Origin of the sequence: Escherichia marmotae, assembly GCF_002900365.1 — a bacterium.
Classification (GTDB): Bacteria; Pseudomonadota; Gammaproteobacteria; order Enterobacterales; family Enterobacteriaceae; genus Escherichia; species Escherichia marmotae.
In genome coordinates, this window is record NZ_CP025979.1 from 1,897,052 (window position 1) to 1,917,395 (window position 20,344).

Sequence of the window (20,344 nt, forward strand, 5' to 3'; positions counted from 1 at the left end):
TATAGGTGAAACTAATTTCATCGACTAACTGTTTGTTCTGGAGGTCTTCATTCTCCTACCGGTCAATAGATAACCGGAAGGTTTTAAACTGCTGTTTGTCATGAAACTTCAAAGCTCATTCTTTCATACGTTATCTTTTAATTATCTGCTCTCCAATCAAATATTCTTATCAGCGGTTACACCATTATATTCACAATAAACATCATTACCCGCTTTACCATTTGTCACCACATGATAGTTGCCATCAGATCTTGCAATGCTTCGGCTCAGGATTACGCTTGCGACGATTTGGCACTTTCCAGATATTCCCGTACATAACACAAATAAGCGGCGTAACCACTTCTCAGAGGGATTATATAATCATATTTATACCACTATATAACTTTTAAATAAGAACAACTATTCATCAAGCGCATTAATATCAGCATATTCCTTTACACAGGAATAAAACCTTTTATTTAATAAACAAAGAGAGTCAATGATGAGTAAAATTACAGGCGTTTTAGTTGACAACCATATCTATGATATTAAAAATGATATGACGAATGGTTACCATTTCCCTAACTGCTTGTTTCCAGGTGCCACCTTTAAGATGGTCATTGATAATGACCCGGTTAATAATGACAAGGTAAAATGGAGCTGTAGCACTGATGCAGACAATAATGTTCTGGCGATCAGTCAGGATGGCACAGTAACTTTTCCTGACGTTGACGAAAAGTGCATCGGGAATATTTTTGCCATTTTCGCTACTGATAAATCAACGAACAAATCTGCCGGTATTTATATTTTTACCGTGAAGCGTTTTTTCAAATACAGCATTGAAACTTATGATTCAGTTAAAGATATTTTACCGTGGGTTAAAAAAATGAACGGAGAATTTCCTGAAGCGCAGGATATCGATAGTTACGATTATAATGATCATGATTCAGGGCATATTATTAAGCGAGAAGTTAACGCAGGACTTTACCAGGAATGGGGCGATGTAGCTAATAGTGGATGGAACACAAATAGTGAATGTGCGGGCATTTGTAGAATTTACGCTTTTAATAAAGAAGATAATATTTATTATTGGCTTAAAAATGATGAGGTCAGACAGGAATTGAGCGTGGGTTTCACCGCTCAGGCAGTTGCATCCTACGGTGAATCCATCGCCTGATTGTGTTTTTGTCCACTATCATTTGTATTATTGTAGCGTAAACATTCACTGAAATTATAAAATTTAACTTACGTAAAACCACCCGTTCAGCGGGTGGTTCTCATATTTATCCACGATGTGGATGAAGTTTAAAAAACAAACAGACTTAAGAGTTTCTTGTTATATTGCTATAAACTATTTAATCACAAAATGCCGACAGTATTTCTTGCCTACAACTTTGTTATTGCTATTCAAAACACAAATATGGTAATCCCCTGTTCCACTTGCCAAAAAACATTTACCTGCAGTATAAAAATTAGCCCGTATAAATATACGGGCTGACGTATTTCATTAAACTCGAACGAAACTCTTTTTAATGTGGTGCGCTTCGTGACAATAAGTTAATTACTAACACTCCGGCACAAATCAACATCATGCCTATAATGGCTGGAAGATCCAGCCGTTGGCCGAAAAATCCCCAGGACAGTAAACTAATCAGGACGATACCGACTCCTGACCAGATAGCATAAGCAATCCCTGTAGGAATATAAGCCAGCGTCTGAGCTAATAACCAGAATGATGTACAGTAACAAATAATTGTACCAACAGAGGGCCATAACCGTGTAAAACCCTCTGAAAACTTCATTAAGGTTGTACCAATAACCTCTGCAAGTATTGCACCACCAAGATAAATATAAGGGTTCATAGCATATTCATTCCTGTTAATACCGGAGAGAATTGTACTACAGTTCGAACTTAACTCACTGGTTCCCCCTGGTGCATTCATTGATGCTCTTCATCAGTGCTTCAGGGAATGGGCGGATGGGGATCCATAGAAATGGTGCGTAGATATGCTCACCTTACGTCTAATCATTTGACAGAGCACGCGAGGAAAATAGACGATATTTTTGGTAATGATGCCCCAAATACGTCCACTCTGAAATTATGAAGGTGGTAAAGAAGGTGTAACTGGTTGAATTGTAATGGCGCGCCCTGCAGGATTCGAACCTGCGGCCCACGACTTAGAAGGTCGTTGCTCTATCCAACTGAGCTAAGGGCGCATTGATACCACGATGTGCTGTAATCGCGTGAATTATACGGTCAACCCTTGCTGAGTCAATGGCTTTTGAACTGGTTGCTGAACAAGTGTACGGTCGTGTCTGATTTATCTCACTACGACGGCAAACCAACGGCGGTTATCATTATCGGCGTTAATCTGCCTGGTACAGAAGGTTTTACTTTTCAGAAAACGAAAACTGACAGCGCGCTACGCTTCTGACAAAATAGACGCATCCCCTTCGACCTACGTAACAGATGGAATCCTCTCTCTGATGGCAGCAAAGATTATTGACGGTAAAACGATTGCGCAGCAGGTGCGCTCTGAAGTTGCTCAAAAAGTTCAGGCACGCGTTGCGGCCGGACTGCGGGCGCCAGGACTGGCCGTTGTGCTGGTCGGCAGCAACCCTGCATCGCAAATTTATGTCGCAAGCAAACGCAAAGCTTGCGAAGAAGTCGGGTTCGTCTCCCGCTCCTATGACCTTCCTGAAACCACCAGCGAAGCAGAACTGCTTGAGCTTATCGATGCGCTGAATGCCGACAATACCATCGATGGTATTCTGGTGCAGTTGCCGCTTCCGGCGGGAATTGACTACGTCAAAGTACTGGAACGTATTCACCCGGACAAAGACGTAGACGGTTTCCATCCTTATAACGTTGGTCGTCTGTGCCAGCGTGCGCCGCGCCTGCGTCCTTGCACCCCGCGCGGTATCGTCACGCTGCTTGAGCGTTACAACATTGATACCTTTGGCCTTAATGCTGTGGTGATTGGTGCATCGAATATCGTCGGTCGCCCGATGAGCATGGAACTGCTACTGGCAGGTTGCACCACCACCGTGACTCACCGCTTCACCAAAAATCTGCGTCATCATGTGGAAAACGCCGATTTGTTGATCGTCGCCGTCGGCAAGCCAGGCTTTATTCCCGGTGACTGGATCAAAGAAGGCGCAATTGTGATTGATGTCGGTATCAACCGTCTGGAAAATGGCAAAGTTGTGGGCGACGTCGTGTTTGAAGAAGCGGCTAAGCGCGCCTCATACATTACGCCTGTTCCCGGCGGCGTTGGCCCAATGACGGTTGCCACGCTGATTGAAAACACGCTACAGGCGTGCGTTGAATATCATGATCCACAGGGTGAGTAACATGGCGACATTTTCTTTAGGTAAACATCCGCACGTTGAGCTGTGCGACTTGCTGAAACTGGAAGGCTGGAGCGAAAGCGGCGCGCAGGCGAAAATCGCGATTGCTGAAGGCCAGGTGAAAGTCGACGGCGCAGTTGAAACGCGCAAACGTTGCAAAATCGTCGCCGGTCAGACAGTGAGTTTTGCAGGTCACAGCGTACAGGTTGTTGCCTGACCCCATTCCGGCCTGCCTGTATGCAGGCCGATTCTCTTTTCAGACCTTTGCCCTCTTCGTTGCTTTCATTCATGCTGTTAGCATCAACATTTTGCCGAAGCAATCATCATGCCAACCGTTATTACCCACGCCGCCGTCCCCCTTTGTATTGGTTTAGGGTTGGGGTCGAAAATCATCCCGCCGCGTCTGTTATTTGCCGGAATCATCCTGGCGATGCTGCCAGACGCCGACGTATTGTCGTTTAAATTTGGCGTTGCTTACGGCAATGTTTTTGGCCATCGCGGTTTTACTCATTCGCTGGTATTTGCGTTTGTTGTCCCGCTGTTATGCGTGCTTATTGGGCATCGATGGTTCAGGACGGGGCTGATTCGCTGCTGGCTATTTTTAACCGTATCGCTGCTATCACACAGCTTGCTGGATTCGGTAACCACTGGCGGCAAAGGTGTTGGCTGGTTGTGGCCGTGGTCAGAGGAACGATTTTTCGCCCCCTGGCAGGTGATTAAAGTCGCGCCGTTTGCGTTATCGCGTTACACCACGCCATATGGGCATCAGGTGATTATTTCAGAGCTAATGTGGGTATGGCTACCAGGAATAATAGTGATGGGAATATTGTGGTGGAGCAGGCGTAAATTGCGCTGAGCGTATCCTCTCCCTTGCGGGAGAGGATAAGAGTGAGGGTGTTACTTACGACGCCAGGTGGTTCCTTGCGGACCATCTTCCAGCACGATCCCCATCTCGTTAAGACGATCACGCGCCGCATCCGCTGCCGCCCAGTCTTTGGCTTTACGAGCATCCAGACGCTGTTGAATTAACGCTTCAATCTCAGCCACTTCGCTGTCGTCTGCCTGTGCGCCGCTTTGCAGGAACGCCTCCGGTTCTTGCTCCAGCAGACCCAGCACGGCAGAGAGTTTACGCAGGTGAGACGCCATTGCGTTCGCCGCTGCCATATCTTCTGCTTTCAGACGGTTCACTTCACGCGCCATATCAAACAACACGGAATAGGCTTCCGGCGTGTTGAAGTCGTCATTCATCGCCTCGATAAAGCGCGCTTCAAACGCTTCGCCACCCGCAGGAGAAACGGTTTTGTCTGTGCCACGCAGCGCAGTGTAGAGACGTTCCAGCGCCGCACGCGCCTGTTTCAGGTTCTCTTCACTGTAGTTCAACTGGCTGCGATAGTGACCCGACATCAGGAAGTAACGCACGGTTTCGGCGTCGTAGTATTTCAGCACATCGCGCACGGTGAAGAAGTTACCCAGCGATTTGGACATCTTCTCGCGGTCAACCATCACCATGCCGGAGTGCATCCAGTAGTTGACGTATTGACCATCGTGCGCACAGGTGGACTGGGCAATTTCGTTCTCGTGGTGCGGGAACATCAGGTCAGAACCGCCGCCGTGGATATCAAAGTGATTACCCAACTGTTTGCAGTTCATTGCCGAACATTCAATGTGCCAGCCAGGACGACCCGCGCCCCACGGAGAAGGCCAGCTCGGTTCGCCCTCTTTCGACATCTTCCACAGCACGAAGTCCATCGGGTTGCGTTTGTCATCGACCACGTCAACGCGCGCGCCTGCCTGCAACTGGTCGAGATCCTGACGCGAGAGCACGCCGTAAGTTGGATCGGTCGGTACGTCGAACATCACGTCGCCGTTGTCCGCCACATAGGCGTGACCTTTAGCAATCAGTTGTTCAGTGAGTTCAATAATTTCTGCGATATGGTGCGTTGCACGCGGCTCCATGTCCGGGCGCAGGATATTCAAAGCATCGAAATCTTTGTGCATTTCAGCGATCATGCGATCCACCAGTGCCACAAAGCTTTCGCCGTTTTCATTGGCGCGTTTGATGATTTTGTCGTCGATATCGGTAATGTTGCGCACATACTTCAGCTTATAGCCGAGGAAACGCAGGTAACGCGCAACCACGTCAAAGGCGACAAAAGTACGCCCATGACCAATATGACAGAGATCGTAAACGGTGATTCCACACACGTACATGCCGACTTCCCCGGCGTGAATAGGCTTAAATTCCTCTTTTTGGCGTGTCAGAGTATTGAAGATTTTTAGCATCGAAGATTCCGTTTAGACATGTGTGGGTAATTGAGTTGCGTATAATACCCATATTTCCCGCGCGAATCAGCATACATTGCGAGATGATCCGATCGTGCGGTTATGCTATAACACCACCCTATATATGACCCGAACCGGGTTGAAGCACCAATCAAACGGAACAGGATGCAAAAATGGTTACTTTCCACACCAATCACGGCGATATTGTCATCAAAACTTTTGACGATAAAGCACCTGAAACAGTTAAAAACTTCCTGGACTACTGCCGCGAAGGTTTTTATAACAACACCATTTTCCACCGTGTTATCAACGGCTTTATGATTCAGGGCGGCGGTTTTGAACCGGGCATGAAGCAAAAAGCCACCAAAGAGCCAATCAAAAACGAAGCCAACAACGGTCTGAAAAACACCCGTGGTACGCTGGCAATGGCTCGTACTCAGGCTCCGCACTCTGCAACTGCCCAGTTCTTCATCAACGTGGTTGATAACGACTTCCTGAACTTCTCCGGCGAGAGCCTGCAAGGTTGGGGTTACTGCGTATTTGCCGAAGTGGTTGAAGGCATGGACGTAGTCGACAAAATCAAAGGTGTCGCAACCGGTCGTAGCGGTATGCACCAGGACGTGCCAAAAGAAGACGTTATCATTGAAAGCGTGACCGTTAGCGAGTAATCGTGGCGACACTCTTTATTGCAGATCTTCATCTCTGCGTGGAAGAACCGGCGATCACCGCCGGTTTTCTGCGTTTTTTAGCGGGAGAAGCCCGCAAGGCCGACGCGCTGTATATTCTTGGCGATCTGTTTGAAGCATGGATTGGCGACGATGATCCCAGCCCGTTTCATCGCCAGATGGCGGCGGCGATCAAAGCGGTATCCGACTCCGGCGTTCCCTGTTATTTCATTCATGGCAACCGTGATTTTCTGCTCGGCAAACGCTTTGCCCGTGAAAGCGGCATGACGTTATTGCCAGAAGAAAAAGTGCTCGAACTTTATGGCCGTCGGGTGCTGATTATGCATGGCGACACGCTGTGCACCGATGACGTCGGTTATCAGGCTTTTCGCGCCAAAGTCCACAAGCCCTGGTTGCAAACGCTATTCCTCGCCCTGCCGCTGTTTTTACGTAAACGTATTGCTGCGCGAATGCGCGCAAACAGTAAAGAAGCCAACAGCAGTAAATCGCTGGCGATCATGGACGTTAACCAAAACGCGGTGGTCAGTGCGATGGAAAAGCATCAGGTACAATGGCTGATCCACGGGCATACGCATCGCCCGGCGGTGCATGAACTCATCGCCAATGCGCAACCTGCTTTCCGCGTCGTGCTGGGAGCCTGGCATACCGAAGGTTCGATGGTGAAAGTCACGGCAGATGACGTTGAGCTAATCCATTTTCCTTTCTGACCGCGAATGAACAGATTCTGAAAAAGCGCCAGACTACCGCAACCTGTATATCTTTTTCTGAGTCAGCAAGGTAATAAGTCCCTGAGTGAAATAACAACAGGGAATATTATTATGCGACGCTGCAACGGATTTTTGATTTCTGGCATCGCCCTTACGGCAGGAGCGCCTCTGTGTATTAGCTGGTTTGGCCTTGTCGGCTTCTATTTTGGCGTATTGTCACTGGTAGTTGCTGCGGTCATTTCGTGGATAGTCTATTTCTGGCTCATTTACTTAGTACTCACCCGCCCCCATAACCAACGTTTTGTCGAAAGATTTGTATTGATTGTCGGTATTTGCTTTTTTCCGTGGAGCATTGTGCTGATATGGGCATTCTTTGCCAGTTCATCCAGAGCGCATAATCAACATGCAGATCAGATTAAAAACTCAACAAATGACGGTTAACCCCGCCTACGCAACCGTTTTCCTTGCTCTCTTTCCGTGCTATTCTCTGTGCCCTCTAAAGCCGAGAGTTGTGCACCACAGGAGTTTTAAGACGCATGTCTTCCCGCAATAATCCGGCGCGTGTCGCCATCGTGATGGGGTCCAAAAGCGACTGGGCTACCATGCAGTTCGCCGCCGAAATCTTCGAAATCCTGAATGTCCCGCACCACGTAGAAGTGGTATCTGCTCACCGCACCCCTGATAAACTGTTCAGCTTCGCTGAAAGCGCCGAAGAGAACGGTTATCAGGTGATTATTGCGGGCGCTGGCGGCGCAGCGCACCTGCCAGGCATGATTGCCGCAAAAACGCTGGTGCCGGTGCTGGGCGTACCAGTACAGAGCGCCGCACTGAGCGGTGTCGATAGCCTCTACTCCATCGTGCAAATGCCGCGCGGCATTCCGGTGGGTACGCTGGCGATTGGTAAAGCGGGCGCGGCAAACGCGGCGTTACTGACAGCACAAATTCTTGCTACTCATGATAAAGAACTGCACCAGCGTCTGAATGACTGGCGCAAAGCCCAGACCGACGAAGTACTGGAAAACCCGGACCCGCGAGGTGCGGCATGAAACAGGTTTGCGTCCTCGGTAACGGGCAGTTAGGCCGTATGTTGCGCCAGGCAGGCGAACCGTTAGGCATTGCTGTCTGGCCGGTCGGGCTGGACGCTGAACCGGCGGCGGTGCCTTTTCAACAAAGCGTGATTACCGCTGAGATCGAACGCTGGCCAGAAACCGCATTAACTCGCGAGCTGGCGCGCCATCCGGCCTTTGTGAACCGCGATGTATTCCCGATTATTGCCGATCGCCTGACTCAGAAGCAGCTTTTCGACAAACTTCACCTACCGACCGCGCCGTGGCAGTTACTTGCCGATCGCAGCGAGTGGCCTGCGGTGTTTGATCGTTTAGGTGAGCTGGCGATTGTTAAGCGTCGTATTGGTGGCTATGACGGTCGCGGTCAATGGCGTTTACGCGCCGATGAAACCGAACAGTTACCGGCTGAATGCTACGGCGAATGTATTGTCGAGCAGGGCATTAACTTCTCTGGCGAAGTGTCACTGGTTGGCGCGCGCGGCTTTGATGGCAGCACAGTGTTTTATCCGCTGACGCACAACCTGCATCAGGACGGTATTTTACGCACCAGCGTGGCTTTCCCGCAGGCCAATGCACCGCAGCAGGCGCAGGCCGAAGAAATGCTGTCAGCGATTATGCAGGAACTGGGTTATGTCGGTGTGATGGCGATGGAGTGTTTTGTCACCCCGCAAGGTCTGTTGATCAACGAACTGGCTCCGCGTGTGCATAACAGCGGTCACTGGACGCAAAACGGTGCCAGCATCAGCCAGTTTGAGCTGCACCTGCGGGCGATTACCGATCTGCCGTTACCGCAACCGGTGGTTAATAGCCCGTCGGTGATGATCAACCTGATTGGTAGCGATGTGAACTATGACTGGCTGAAACTGCCGCTGGTGCATCTGCACTGGTACGACAAAGAAGTACGCCCAGGTCGTAAAGTGGGGCATCTGAATTTGACCGACAGCGACACATCGCGTCTGACCGCGACGCTGGAAGCATTAATCCCACTGCTGCCGCCGGAGTATGCCAGCGGCGTGATTTGGGCGCAGAGTAAGTTCAGTTAACCTGGTGCTCATATTCTTGCCGGATGCGGCGGGAACGCCTTATCCAGCCTACCGATCCTGTACCGGTTGTAGGCCTGATAAGATGCGTCAAGCATCGCATCAGGCACAAATGCCTACGACGACAACGAAATACAGGTTCCCGCCTCGCCCGCCAGCGTCTCTTCAATTTGCGATAACGCACCAATCCACGCGGGTTTACCACGGCTTCTGACATAACCACTCACCGCCGTCACCTTCGGCCCCATCGAACCATCGGCTTTGGCAAATGGCGCTAACTCATCCGGTGTGGCATGGCGAATGGCGCGTTGCTGTGGCGTTCCCCAGTTTTCATATACCGCATCAGCATCGGTGAGGATCACCAGCCCATCGGCATTAATCTGCCTGGCGAGCAACGCAGCGGCGAGATCTTTATCAATCACCGCTTCACTCCCAGCTCCGTCATCCGTCACCGGAACACCGCCGCCGCCACTACAAATCACCACATGCCCCTCTTTGAGCAACAACTCAATGGCTTCGCTGTCGAGAATTTTACGCGGTTGTGGAGATGCCACCACCCGGCGCAAGTATTTACCGTCGCGTTTCATCTGCCAGCCATATGCCGTTTCCAGCGACTCTTGCTCTTCCGGCTGATAAACCGGACCGATAAACTTCTCTGGCTGCGAAAATGCCGGATCATCAGGTGAAACTTCAATGCGCGTCAGCACCGTCGTCACCGGTGGCATCTGCGGCTGTGCGCTCAAACTCTGCGCCAGCATATAGCCAATCATCCCCTGGCTTTCCGCCACCAGCACATCCAGCGGATACGGTTCCACCTCTTTCCACGCCAGATTCTGTAACGCCAGCAGCCCCACCTGCGGCCCGTTGCCGTGAACAATCGCCAGCCGATAAGAACGCGCCAGACGTGCCAGCGCGGGTACAGCACTGGCAATATTGCGATATTGATTTTCTGCCGTCAGCGCCTCACCGCGCTGGAGTAAGGCGTTGCCCCCAAGAGCTACAACCAGTGTTTTCATGGTGTTCCTTGTAATAATTGTTGACCAAGCCAGAACCCCAGCAGCGTATCTGCCCCTGACGTATGCCCCAGCGCCAACAGCGAATCAATCGCTGCTTCGATACGTTTCGGGCAACTCAGAGCATGAACAAAGTGCAGGAGTGGCGAGGCGAAATAGCCTTGGGCGGCGTAACGCAAATAACTAACGCTCACCGCCGTGGTAACGTGTTGAAGATTGTCGGAACAGGCAAAAAACGGGCGACCGGAGCGCGCATCTAAAGCGCCATAATACCAGGCCGCCAGCAGCATTCCGCTCAGCGTGTCATCATGACTTGGCGTTAATCCCGGACCTTTGCCCAGCCAGTGCCGCCAGTCGGTCTTAACGCCATTGAGTGCGGTCTGAAAACAGTGACGAAACTGGCGCAATTCAGCGGGTAGCGGATCGCTTAGCGCCAACACCAGTGGCCCAAAAAGCCCGGTTTCCTCCGCGCGTTGCATCCATGCAGCGGCAAGCGGTTGAGGATGCGCAGGCGGCGTAATACGTAGCAAACAATAACGCTGTGGCTGTTTAACCGTAAAACGCCCGAGGCAAATCCCTTGAGCCACAACTTGCGGTCGTTCATTGCCACGTAATCCACCGCATAACGCATCGAATTGCGCGCGGCGAAGCACCCATCCTCCGGGGCCGAAACCACTTCCCTGACGATGCAGCGTTAACAGTTCGCCGCTTTCCGTCAGCAGATTAATCGCCCGCCGCCAGACGCCCGCTAACCGCCAGGACTGGCGATAGTCTGGTGCGCTACGACTGGCAAGCAGAGGATGGATGATCGTCATCGCGCGTTCCTCAACCAATACCCATACTTTCAGCCAGGGCTTCCAGCGCCTGTTCAAAGCAGGCCAGCGGTGCCCGTACAGTGCCTGCCCCAATCTGCCCGATCCCCGCTTCTTTATGGGCGATACCAGTATTGATGAGCGGCGTAATGCCGGTTTCCACAACGCGACGAATATCCAGCCCCAGACATGCGCCCTGGAAATCCCAGCCGGGGATCGGCAACTGCATATTGCGTTCAAGGAAGATTTCCGCCATCTCTTCAGATACCGTTCTTGCAGCCTCCACGCCACCCGCACCGACAAAGCGCGTTACGCCTGGGGCGGCGATCATTGCCGCTCCACCGATACCAAAGGTTTCGGTAATCGCGCTATCGCCCATATCCGGATTCGCCTGCTCCTGCGAGAAGCCGGAGAAAAACAGACCTTGTGGAGTGTTAACTGGCGCAGTAAACCAGCGATCGCCCAGACCGCTTACCCGAATCCCAAACATATTGCCGTTGCGGGTCATTGCCGTAACGATGCTGCCCGCGCGGATCATCGCGCCTGCATCCATCGCCGCCTTGCAATAGGCCATCGCGAGATTGAGGAAGAACTGATCGGTCACGCTAAGGAAGTCCATCACCTCCGCGATTTGCTGTTTATCGTGATCGAGACGGGCGATTTGCGGTGCCAGCGCACGCATCAACAGTGCTGAGGAAGCAATGTTGCGTTGATGGAACTCATCGCCCATCGTAATGCCCTGCGCCATCATCGTGGTGAGATCGATACCATGCTCCATGCGCCCCAGCGCGGCGCTTAATACTGGCATCAACACATCGCGCATCCAGCGATGGCGAGTCAGAACATCTTCGCCATAGGCACCGAAACGCATCACTTTGCCGATACCTTCGTTGAGGTTGCAATACGCCCGGTTACCGTCGGTCACATTCTCAACCACCAGCATCGGCATACTGGCAGAGGTAATACCGCCCATTGGTCCGACAGCATTCACATGGTGGCAAGGAATGAAGTTCACTTCCCCCTGCTCCAGCATCGCCAAAGCCTGCGCTTCATCTTTTGCCCAGCCTTCGAACAGACATGCGCCCACGCACGCTCCTTTCATTGGCCCGGTCATCTCCTGCCAGCGCATCGGTGGCCCGGCGTGAAGCAGTGTTTTACCCTGATTTAACGCGCTAATGAGTGAAGAAGCCGGTTGCACATCCAGCCAGTGTGGACGAGCGCGACGAATTTGTTCGATAACCGCAGTATTGGCTTGCGCCACTGATGTAAACATGGGAACCCCTTATTGCAAACGTTCTAATAAACGAACCAGTTTTTTATTGCCGCCAGCGACTGGCACCCATTGGTAATGCACTACCGGTTTGCTGGCACTTTGAAGATCCAGCGCAAAACTGCGTAACCCGGCGTTAATCACAGCGACGTTTTTCAGTAATGATGGAATGTATTTATGCGTGGCTGGCGAAAGCGGATGAATCAGCGCCGCCGCCAGCAACGTGGCTTCTGGCAGTGAACTGACCACCGCGATCCCCGCATCTTCCAGTGTGGCAATTTGTTGCGAACGGCATTGCGGGTCACGTTCAGTACCCGTCACCGTGGCAATGGCATACAGAGGTTGACTATCTGGACGGGCGTCACAGGCTTGTTGCCATGCGCTTACCAGCGATGCGGCAGGATCGGCAGTCGCACCAAAACCAATCACCACATCGAGTAGCAATACACGCACTTGTGGTTTAGCACCGAGATCGGCAATCAACAGATTACGTAACGTCGGGTCGATCATCGGATGGGGACGCCCGACGGTGTAGAATCATCGCCCAGATCGAGGATCTGGTGACCATCAGCGTCCAGCATCATGCCGTGATGATGGGCATCGTCGGCTGGCACGCCCAGATGTCCGGCGAGTAATCCCGCCGCTTCGGCTGCCAGCGTACCGCCGGTATACAAGCCGCAAATAAATCCACTGCTGGCCGGAGCTATCGCATTACGTCGCGCTGTAACGCGTGAAAGCAGGCAAGCCAGACGCGCGGCATCATCCAGCGAGGAGGAAAACCACACATTCTCGTCACGAGTCGCCGTCGGGGTATAACCTAAAAACAGCGCCACCGTCGGTTTGCCGGTTACTTTCATGGCATTAACAATTTTCAGGCGCACGGCTTCGGCTGGCGGTTTTGAGACAAACGCCAGCACTTCGCTTTTCTCGTCTGCACTGAGCATTTCCAGCGCCGTCAGCGCACTGATGCCGCCCACTTCACGGCTGAGATCGCGCCCGCCCAGACCAATTGCGTGGGAGATCCCCTCCCCTGCCAGCGCAATCTGCGAGCACAATTCCTGGATCCCTGTACCAGAAGCGCCAATGACACCAATATTGCCTTCCGGCATCACATTAGCGAAAGCCAGCGGCGTAGAGGCAATCATCGACGTACCGCAATCCGGCCCCATCACCAGCAAGCCTTTTTCCCGCGCATGAGTTTTGAGTTGGATTTCGTCTTCCAGCGTGACGTTATCGGAGAACATCATCACGTTGAGGTTGCGATCCAGCGCCTGATTAGCCAGTTCCGCCGCGTACTCACCCGCCACTGAAATCAGCGCCAGATTAGCGTCGGGTAATTTCTGACAGGCGCTATCCCAGCGGCGCACCTGCGTTAACGCCAGGCTGCTGACCGTCCCCTGCGCCAGTTGCTTTAACGCCTCTTCAAGCTGCTGCATAATCGCCTGCGCGATCCCCGCATCCGCCGCTTCGCTACGAATTGCCACGCAAATATCGTTCGGCGTAGCGTTATTAAAATCGTCATGCCAGAAACCTGTAGTCTCTAATAACGCTTTATTAGCGGGCGTACCCATCATTACGGAAACATCATCAACATTTTCTGATTCGCTGAGTTTTCGTGAAATAATCATTAAACTGACCGAATCCTGAAAACACCCTTTTTTAATAAAGGCGTGGTTCATAACAACTCCTTAAAAATTGCACCCATGGCAATTGCACGAGCAGTATTAATGTGTCAATTACGGTATCGTCGGTCGATGGTAAATAAGGTGATAAACATCACACAGAGATTATTAGTAAAATAAATCAAATAACCGCCAGAGCATTACGTATTATTTTTTAACAAGCGACGTAATTTTAAAAATCAGATTAAAAACAGGCGGATTATCAAATAAATTCTAACTATATTTTTTTGCCTGTCTGGATCACATAATCCAGATATTTTCCCTGTATGTTAATTGCAGTCATGCTTCACACCGTCGTTAAAAAGGAAGACAGATGAAAATCAGTCGGGAAACACTCCACCAGCTAATTGAGAATAAACTCTGCCTGGCTGGGTTAAAACGTGAGCACGCTGCAACCGTTGCTGAAGTATTGGTTTACGCCGATGCCAGAGGGATCCACTCTCATGGCGCGGTACGCGTGGAATACTACGCAGAACGCATTTCAAAAGGCGGCACTAACCGCGAACCGGCATTCCGTCTTGAGGAGACAGGGCCGTGCTCAGCAATTTTACATGCCGACAACGCCGCCGGGCAGGTTGCCGCAAAAATGGCTATGGAACATGCCATCAAAACCGCCCAACAAAATGGCGTTGCCGTGGTCGGCATTAGCCGGATGGGGCACAGCGGTGCAATCTCTTATTTTGTGCAGCAGGCAGCTCACGCCGGATTAATTGGCATTTCGATGTGTCAGTCCGATCCCATGGTGGTGCCATTTGGCGGGGCGGAAATTTACTACGGTACTAACCCGCTGGCCTTTGCCGCGCCGGGAGAAAGTGACGAGATCCTTACCTTTGATATGGCGACTACCGTACAGGCATGGGGGAAAGTACTCGACGCGCGCTCGCGCAATATGTCTATTCCGGAGACCTGGGCGGTCGATAAAAACGGAGCACCAACAGCCGATCCATTCTCGGTTAACGCCCTGCTGCCCGCTGCCGGACCGAAAGGTTATGGCCTGATGATGATGATTGATCTGCTTTCAGGCGTGTTACTCGGTTTACCGTTCGGGCGTCAGGTCAGTTCAATGTATGACGATTTACACGCCGGACGTAATTTGGGGCAATTACATCTGGTAATTAATCCTGACTTTTTCTCCTCCAGCGAATTATTCCGACAACATCTTAGCCAGACCATGTGCGAATTAAATGCCATTACCCCCGCGCCCGGTTTTAGCCAGGTTTATTATCCCGGACAGGATCAAGATATTAAACAACGCAAAGCCGCCGTCGAAGGTATCGAGATTGTTGATGATATTTACCAGTATTTAATTTCCGACGCGCTTTATAACACGTCATATGAAACGAAAAATCCCTTTGCACAATAATAATTGAGACAGGACTTTCCTATGATCACACATTTTCGCCAGGCCATAGAAGAAACGCTGCCCTGGCTTTCCTCTTTTGGCGCAGACCCAACGGGTGGAATGACCCGTTTACTTTATTCGCCGGAATGGCTGGAAACCCAGCAACAATTCAAAAAAAGAATGGCCGTCAGCGGGCTGGAAACACATTTCGACAAAGTGGGGAATTTATACGGCCGCCTGAGCGGCACCGAATACCCACAGGAAGTGGTTCTGAGCGGTTCGCATATCGATACCGTTGTTAACGGCGGTAACCTTGACGGGCAATTCGGCGCACTGGCGGCGTGGCTGGCAATTGACTGGCTGAAAACGCAATACGGCGCGCCGCTGCGTACAGTCGAAGTGGTGGCGATGGCAGAAGAAGAAGGCAGCCGCTTCCCATATGTCTTCTGGGGCAGTAAAAACATTTTCGGTCTGGCGAATCCTGACGATGTGCGGAATATCTGTGATGCCAAAGGCAACAGCTTCCTTGATGCGATGCTCGCCTGCGGATTTGCCCTGCCGAACGCGCCGCTACCACCACGCGAGGACATCAAAGCCTTTGTCGAACTGCATATTGAACAAGGCTGTGTGCTGGAAAGTAATGGTCAATCAATTGGCATCGTGAATGCAATTGTCGGGCAACGTCGCTACACGGTGACGCTGAACGGCGAATCAAACCATGCAGGCACCACGCCGATGGGCTATCGTCGTGATACGGTCTACGCGTTCAGTCGCATTTGCAATCAAGCGGTTGAAAAAGCGAAAAAGATGGGCGATCCGCTGGTGCTCACCTTTGGCAAGGTGGAGCCGCGCCCGAATACGGTGAATGTGGTGCCGGGGAAAACCACTTTCACTATTGATTGTCGCCATACTGACGCCGCCGTGTTGCGTGATTTCACCCAACGGTTAGAAAACGACATGCGGGCGATTTGCGATGAAATGGATATCGGTATTGATATCGATTTATGGATGGATGAAGAACCCGTGCCAATGAACAAAGAACTGGTCGCCACCCTGACGGAGCTGTGCAAGAAGGAAGCCCTGAACTATCGGGTAATGCACAGCGGTGCCGGACACGACGCGCAAATTTTCGCGCCTCGCGTGCCGACCTGCATGATTTTCATTCCCAGCATTAACGGGATCAGCCATAACCCGGCGGAACGCACCAATATTAACGACCTTGCCGAAGGGGTCAAAACGTTGGCACTCATGCTTTATCAACTTGCCTGGCAGAAATAAGGAGTCATAAATGGGATATTTAAATAACGTCACGGGTTACCGCGATGATTTACTGGCTAACCGCGCGATTGTGAAACACGGTAATTTCGCGCTGTTAACCCCAGACGGCCTGGTGAAAAATATTATTCCGGGCTTTGAAAATTGTGACTCGACGATCCTGTCTACACCAAAGCTGGGCGCTACGTTTGTCGATTATCTGGCCACGCTGCATCAAAACGGCGGTAATCAGCAGGGTTTCGGCGGCGATGGGATAGAAACTTTCCTGTATGTGATTTCTGGAAATATCACTGCCGAAGCTGAAGGGAAAAAATTTGACTTAAGCGAAGGTGGGTATCTGTATTGCCCGCCAGGTTCCTTAATGACGTTTGTTAATTCCCAGACCGAAGACAGCCAAATCTTCTTATATAAGCGCCGTTATATTCCGGTAGAAGGCCATGCGCCGTGGCTGGTTTCTGGCAATGCAAATGAACTGGAACGTATTCACTATGAAGGTATGGACGATGTGATCCTGCTGGACTTCCTGCCAAAAGAGTTAGGCTTTGATATGAACATGCATATCCTCTCTTTTGCGCCAGGTGCCAGCCACGGTTATATCGAAACCCACGTTCAGGAACACGGTGCCTATATTCTTTCCGGTCAGGGGGTTTATAACCTCGACAATAACTGGATCCCAGTGAAAAAAGGCGATTACATCTTTATGGGCGCATATTCCTTGCAAGCCGGTTATGGCGTAGGGCGCGGTGAAGCGTTTAGTTATATTTATTCGAAAGATTGCAACCGCGACGTTGAGATTTAATTAATACCACTCTCGCTGAGATTTTTATTTTAGCTATGTTGGATTTCGCCACGGTTTATACCGTGGCTTTTTTTTCGCAACATTACCTGATGCGCTTCACTTATCAGGCCTACATGATAATTTTCGCGATTTCCAGGACGGAACCGGCATACACAACACGCACGTTGTCAGTAATCTGAACGGATGCGATATGAACCGCATCCACTTTATTAAGGTAAGAATCAGAGTTTAATTCCCTGACCTATTTTAATGGCACAGGCAATATTCCGCGCGCTGTTAAAGAGATTGGTTTCACCACTGGCAAGCACTTCGGCTAAAGGTGCCAGCCGCGGCAGTATACTGAAAACAGCGTCGATACCATATTGATGCACCACTTCCACGCCATCACCCAATACGCCAGCAATCCCAATCACCGGGACATTTAATTTCTTCGCCACTGACGCCACACCCAGCGGCGCTTTACCGCCTGCCGTTTGTGAGTCAATGCGCCCCTCACCGGTGATCACCAGCGCCGCACCTTGCACCGCCTGCGCAAGATTGACCGCATTTAACACAATATCAATACCCGGTTTGATATCCGCATTGAGAAACACTGCCGCCGCAATGCCCATTCCGCCCGCTGCGCCGCCACCTGCCATCTGGCAGACGTTAATTTCAGTTTGCTGTTGTAAAACACGGGCGTAATTTTGCAGCCCCTGTTCCAGCTCTTCGACCATTTCCGGCGTTGCCCCCTTTTGTGGGCCAAACACCGTAGCCGCACCGCGTGCCCCTACCAGCGGGTTATCGACATCGCACGCGACTTCGATATGGCAGCTCACCAGACGCGGATCGCGCTCCTCTATCTCAATGCTTGCCACACGGGCTAAATTACCGCCATTTGCCGCCAGCACCAGACCATCAGCATCGAGAAAGCGCACACCGAGTGCCTGCGCCATGCCCATGCCGCCGTCTACCGTCGCGCTGCCGCCAATGCCGAGAATAATATGACGAATGCTGTTATCAAGCGCATGGCGAATTAACTCACCGGTGCCATAACTTGACGCCAGTAGCGGATTACGCTTTTCAGGTGCGACCAGCATCAGGCCACTTGCCGCCGCCATCTCGATCACCGCCGTTTTCCCATCCCCAGTAATGCCATAAAAAGCATTCACTTTTTCGCCCATCGGTCCACAGACTTCATGCGTCACGATTTTGCCGCCCGTCGCAGCAACCATCGCATCAACCGTCCCCTCTCCACCATCCGCTATCGGCAAACAGATATAGTGCGCATCGGGAAAGAGGGTCGAAAATCCAGCTTTAATTGCCTGACAACATTTTTCTGCACTTAAGCTCTCTTTAAAAGAGTCTGGCGCAATGACAATTTTCATTATTAATCCTTTTTCAACAAATTATTCGATGCGTTCCCACGGAATTAGATTATCCATAAGAACAGCCAGTAAAATTCCGACCAGTAGGCCGTTACTGAGTAGAGGACGAAGCGTTAATGGAAGATCTTGCAGATACACAGGCGGTAATGCCATTAAAAATATGCCGACAAATAACGGCAATGCGAGGCGATAAATATTGCGAGCGGTAAAAGTTATTTGCTGGCTAAATACCAGAGCAGAAAAGAGCAGCGGTAGATAAGAAACCAGCATAACCGCGCTACTCACCGGTAATGGAATACTACAGAACAGTCGTGTAAGTGCAGGAATCAGCGCCACCAGCAGACAAATAACGCTGCCATAAATAAACGAGCGTCGCGAGTAATCGCCAGTCTGGGTTAATAAACCAATTGATGAAACAAACGGCGAGAATGGAATTACCGACAACGGTACGGTTATCAGGGTCATAAATCCGGTCACCACAAAGCTGCGACGATAACGCGCATTCCCCGCACCCTGTTGCGGATAAAAAACATCTGTACCGCGAATCGCACCGTAGGTATTACTGATATTAACCAGACCGGTAATCACCGCCGTCAGAATAATTCCCGGTGACAACGTGCCACCACTACCGAGCGGGAACCACTGCCAGTGCAACTCACCGGAAAGCGAATGCGAGGACGAAAAGCAAAAATGCCATAACAACCACCCGGTTATCGTGCCGACCAGCAAGCCGTAACGGGCAAAACGTTGCGGCAGAAAGATAATCATCGCCAGCACCAGACACATTACCGCCACCGAGAGCGCGAACGGCGGTAACTGAATTTTAAAATCAGGATCGGCTATGCCAAACGGCAGCCCGAGCATACCTTTAAAAAAGATGCTGGTCAGTTGTGCGCCAAGCATCAGCATAAACAGCACCATCACCGTCGGGGTAAATAACCGCGCCAGGCGATGACCTAAGCCACTAACACCAATCATTATTGTCAGTACGCCGGAGAGCGCAATTCCCACCGCCAGACTGGTGGCGATATCGTTGATCGGTGTACCGCGCGACGCTTCTCCGAGGGTGATGGTGAGGATGGTTCCCCACCACAGGCCCCCCGGCCCTTCCATAATTGCGCGACGATGACCGCAGAATGCCTGAGCAAAGCAGGCCAGCGCGGTTGAGAGAAAAGCATATTGGGTGAGCGTAAGCAGGCTACTTTGCGGCAACTGAAAAGCCGAAAGCAACGTAGGAGGAACCACAACGGTGTTGCAAAAAATAAAGAAAAACCACTGAAACCCTGATAACAGGCTTTCGCGGCTGACTACAAAATTGAACATAAACACACCTTAACCGGAGAATGCCCGCACGCGGCGGGCATTGCAGGGGCCAGATTACTGCTGATGTTTAAGGATAAATTGACCTTTAGGCGCAACAGGGAAGCCCTGTTCGATGTCGTAAATCACATCACCACGTAAGATGGTTTTCGTGATACGCGCGCCAATGGTACGGCCAACATACGGGCTGACTTTGTGGCGATATTCCAAATCGTCATTGGTAAGAACATAGCTGCTATTCGGCTGAATGAAGACGAAGTCGGCATCTTTTCCTGGGGCGATACGGCCGAGCCTGTACATAGATTTGTGTAATTGCCTGATTTTGATATGTTCAATCCAGCATCAAATGAA

Annotated in this window: 20 protein-coding genes, 1 tRNA gene and 3 pseudogenes; 14 read left to right on the forward strand and 10 right to left on the reverse strand. The window is 51.1% G+C overall.

Features of this window, described 5'->3' with window-relative positions:
• Nucleotides 1-478: 478 nt before the first annotated feature.
• Nucleotides 479-1,156, forward strand: a complete 678-nt coding sequence (locus tag C1192_RS09895; protein ID WP_038355219.1) for a hypothetical protein — start codon at nucleotides 479-481, stop codon at nucleotides 1,154-1,156.
• Nucleotides 1,157-1,508: 352 nt separating this feature from the next.
• On the opposite strand, the gene emrE is transcribed toward C1192_RS09895, so the two are convergent.
• Entirely contained in the window at nucleotides 1,509-1,841 is a 333-nt protein-coding gene (emrE, locus tag C1192_RS09900; protein WP_001070455.1) for a multidrug efflux SMR transporter EmrE, read from the reverse strand.
• A 93-nt stretch (nucleotides 1,842-1,934) separates the two neighbouring features.
• Between emrE and C1192_RS09905 the strand changes: the two are divergent.
• Nucleotides 1,935-2,104 (forward strand): annotated as a pseudogene (locus C1192_RS09905) (integrase); the annotation flags it as partial.
• A gap of 15 nt (nucleotides 2,105-2,119) precedes the next feature.
• On the opposite strand, the gene C1192_RS09910 reads toward C1192_RS09905, so the two are convergent.
• A tRNA-Arg gene (locus C1192_RS09910) sits at nucleotides 2,120-2,196 on the reverse strand.
• Nucleotides 2,197-2,291: 95 nt separating this feature from the next.
• Between C1192_RS09910 and C1192_RS25685 the strand changes: the two genes are divergently transcribed.
• The 4 genes from C1192_RS25685 to C1192_RS09930 all read left to right on the forward strand — a co-directional run bounded on the left by C1192_RS25685 (nucleotide 2,292) and on the right by C1192_RS09930 (nucleotide 4,186).
• Entirely contained in the window at nucleotides 2,292-2,414 is a 123-nt protein-coding gene (locus C1192_RS25685) for a hypothetical protein (protein ID WP_256734171.1), read from the forward strand.
• A 52-nt stretch (nucleotides 2,415-2,466) separates the two neighbouring features.
• Nucleotides 2,467-3,333, forward strand: coding sequence for a bifunctional methylenetetrahydrofolate dehydrogenase/methenyltetrahydrofolate cyclohydrolase FolD (gene folD, locus C1192_RS09920; protein ID WP_000729173.1), 867 nt, complete (start codon nucleotides 2,467-2,469; stop codon nucleotides 3,331-3,333).
• 1 nt (nucleotide 3,334) lies between these two features.
• The gene (ybcJ, locus tag C1192_RS09925) at nucleotides 3,335-3,547 is read left to right on the forward strand and encodes a ribosome-associated protein YbcJ (RefSeq protein WP_000190288.1); all 213 of its coding nucleotides are present in this window, start codon (nucleotides 3,335-3,337) and stop codon (nucleotides 3,545-3,547) included.
• Between the two features lie 108 nt (nucleotides 3,548-3,655).
• Nucleotides 3,656-4,186 carry a metal-dependent hydrolase gene (locus C1192_RS09930; protein ID WP_038355218.1) on the forward strand — a complete coding sequence of 177 codons (531 nt, stop codon included), beginning with the start codon at nucleotides 3,656-3,658 and terminating at the stop codon, nucleotides 4,184-4,186.
• 41 nt (nucleotides 4,187-4,227) lie between these two features.
• On the opposite strand, the gene cysS is transcribed toward C1192_RS09930, so the two are convergent.
• Nucleotides 4,228-5,613, reverse strand: a complete 1,386-nt coding sequence (gene cysS / locus C1192_RS09935; protein ID WP_038355217.1) for a cysteine--tRNA ligase — start codon at nucleotides 5,611-5,613, stop codon at nucleotides 4,228-4,230.
• Between the two features lie 173 nt (nucleotides 5,614-5,786).
• Between cysS and ppiB the strand changes: the two genes are divergently transcribed.
• The 5 genes from ppiB to purK all read left to right on the forward strand — a co-directional run bounded on the left by ppiB (nucleotide 5,787) and on the right by purK (nucleotide 9,116).
• Entirely contained in the window at nucleotides 5,787-6,281 is a 495-nt protein-coding gene (gene ppiB, locus C1192_RS09940; RefSeq protein WP_000256002.1) for a peptidylprolyl isomerase B, read from the forward strand.
• Nucleotides 6,282-6,283: 2 nt separating this feature from the next.
• The gene (lpxH, locus tag C1192_RS09945) at nucleotides 6,284-7,006 is read left to right on the forward strand and encodes a UDP-2,3-diacylglucosamine diphosphatase (RefSeq protein ID WP_000212261.1); all 723 of its coding nucleotides are present in this window, start codon (nucleotides 6,284-6,286) and stop codon (nucleotides 7,004-7,006) included.
• A 111-nt stretch (nucleotides 7,007-7,117) separates the two neighbouring features.
• Nucleotides 7,118-7,447, forward strand: coding sequence for a hypothetical protein (locus C1192_RS09950; protein WP_001250482.1), 330 nt, complete (start codon nucleotides 7,118-7,120; stop codon nucleotides 7,445-7,447).
• A gap of 95 nt (nucleotides 7,448-7,542) precedes the next feature.
• Nucleotides 7,543-8,052: a 5-(carboxyamino)imidazole ribonucleotide mutase gene (gene purE / locus C1192_RS09960; RefSeq protein ID WP_038355216.1), complete on the forward strand. Its 510-nt coding sequence runs from the start codon at nucleotides 7,543-7,545 to the stop codon at nucleotides 8,050-8,052.
• Nucleotides 8,049-9,116 (forward strand): 5-(carboxyamino)imidazole ribonucleotide synthase, encoded by a 1,068-nt coding sequence (gene purK, locus C1192_RS09965; protein WP_000815515.1) that lies wholly within the window; start codon nucleotides 8,049-8,051, stop codon nucleotides 9,114-9,116. The genes purE and purK overlap by 4 nt, the downstream gene beginning before the upstream one ends.
• 113 nt (nucleotides 9,117-9,229) lie before the next feature.
• On the opposite strand, the gene C1192_RS09970 is transcribed toward purK, so the two are convergent.
• The 4 genes and pseudogenes from C1192_RS09970 to C1192_RS09985 form a co-directional block, all read right to left on the reverse strand.
• Nucleotides 9,230-10,129 (reverse strand): carbamate kinase, encoded by a 900-nt coding sequence (locus C1192_RS09970; protein WP_038355215.1) that lies wholly within the window; start codon nucleotides 10,127-10,129, stop codon nucleotides 9,230-9,232.
• Entirely contained in the window at nucleotides 10,126-10,941 is an 816-nt protein-coding gene (locus C1192_RS09975; RefSeq protein WP_016263019.1) for an oxamate carbamoyltransferase subunit AllH family protein, read from the reverse strand. Before C1192_RS09975 ends, C1192_RS09970 begins: the two co-directional genes overlap by 4 nt.
• A gap of 10 nt (nucleotides 10,942-10,951) precedes the next feature.
• Nucleotides 10,952-12,211, reverse strand: a complete 1,260-nt coding sequence (locus C1192_RS09980; protein ID WP_038355213.1) for a YlbE family protein — start codon at nucleotides 12,209-12,211, stop codon at nucleotides 10,952-10,954.
• 9 nt (nucleotides 12,212-12,220) lie between these two features.
• Nucleotides 12,221-13,887: pseudogene (locus tag C1192_RS09985) on the reverse strand (acyl-CoA synthetase FdrA).
• Between the two features lie 316 nt (nucleotides 13,888-14,203).
• On the opposite strand from C1192_RS09985, the gene allD reads away from it, so the two are divergent.
• Genes allD through allE form a run of 3 tightly spaced genes read left to right on the forward strand, consistent with a single transcriptional unit; the run spans nucleotide 14,204 to nucleotide 17,306 of the window.
• Complete coding sequence (gene allD / locus C1192_RS09990) at nucleotides 14,204-15,253, forward strand: ureidoglycolate dehydrogenase (RefSeq protein ID WP_001515927.1); 1,050 nt, start codon at nucleotides 14,204-14,206, stop codon at nucleotides 15,251-15,253.
• A 21-nt stretch (nucleotides 15,254-15,274) separates the two neighbouring features.
• Entirely contained in the window at nucleotides 15,275-16,510 is a 1,236-nt protein-coding gene (allC, locus tag C1192_RS09995) for an allantoate deiminase (RefSeq protein ID WP_010380095.1), read from the forward strand.
• Nucleotides 16,511-16,520: 10 nt separating this feature from the next.
• Nucleotides 16,521-17,306 carry a (S)-ureidoglycine aminohydrolase gene (gene allE, locus C1192_RS10000; RefSeq protein ID WP_038355212.1) on the forward strand — a complete coding sequence of 262 codons (786 nt, stop codon included), beginning with the start codon at nucleotides 16,521-16,523 and terminating at the stop codon, nucleotides 17,304-17,306.
• A 221-nt stretch (nucleotides 17,307-17,527) separates the two neighbouring features.
• On the opposite strand, the gene glxK is transcribed toward allE, so the two are convergent.
• The 3 genes and pseudogenes from glxK to C1192_RS10015 form a co-directional block, all read right to left on the reverse strand.
• Nucleotides 17,528-18,673 carry a glycerate 3-kinase gene (gene glxK / locus C1192_RS10005; RefSeq protein WP_001515924.1) on the reverse strand — a complete coding sequence of 382 codons (1,146 nt, stop codon included), beginning with the start codon at nucleotides 18,671-18,673 and terminating at the stop codon, nucleotides 17,528-17,530.
• 21 nt (nucleotides 18,674-18,694) lie between these two features.
• Nucleotides 18,695-19,996 carry a uracil/xanthine transporter gene (locus C1192_RS10010; RefSeq protein WP_001515923.1) on the reverse strand — a complete coding sequence of 434 codons (1,302 nt, stop codon included), beginning with the start codon at nucleotides 19,994-19,996 and terminating at the stop codon, nucleotides 18,695-18,697.
• Between the two features lie 54 nt (nucleotides 19,997-20,050).
• A pseudogene (locus tag C1192_RS10015) lies at nucleotides 20,051-20,281 on the reverse strand (allantoinase); the annotation flags it as partial.
• Between the last annotated feature and the right edge of the window lie 63 nt (nucleotides 20,282-20,344).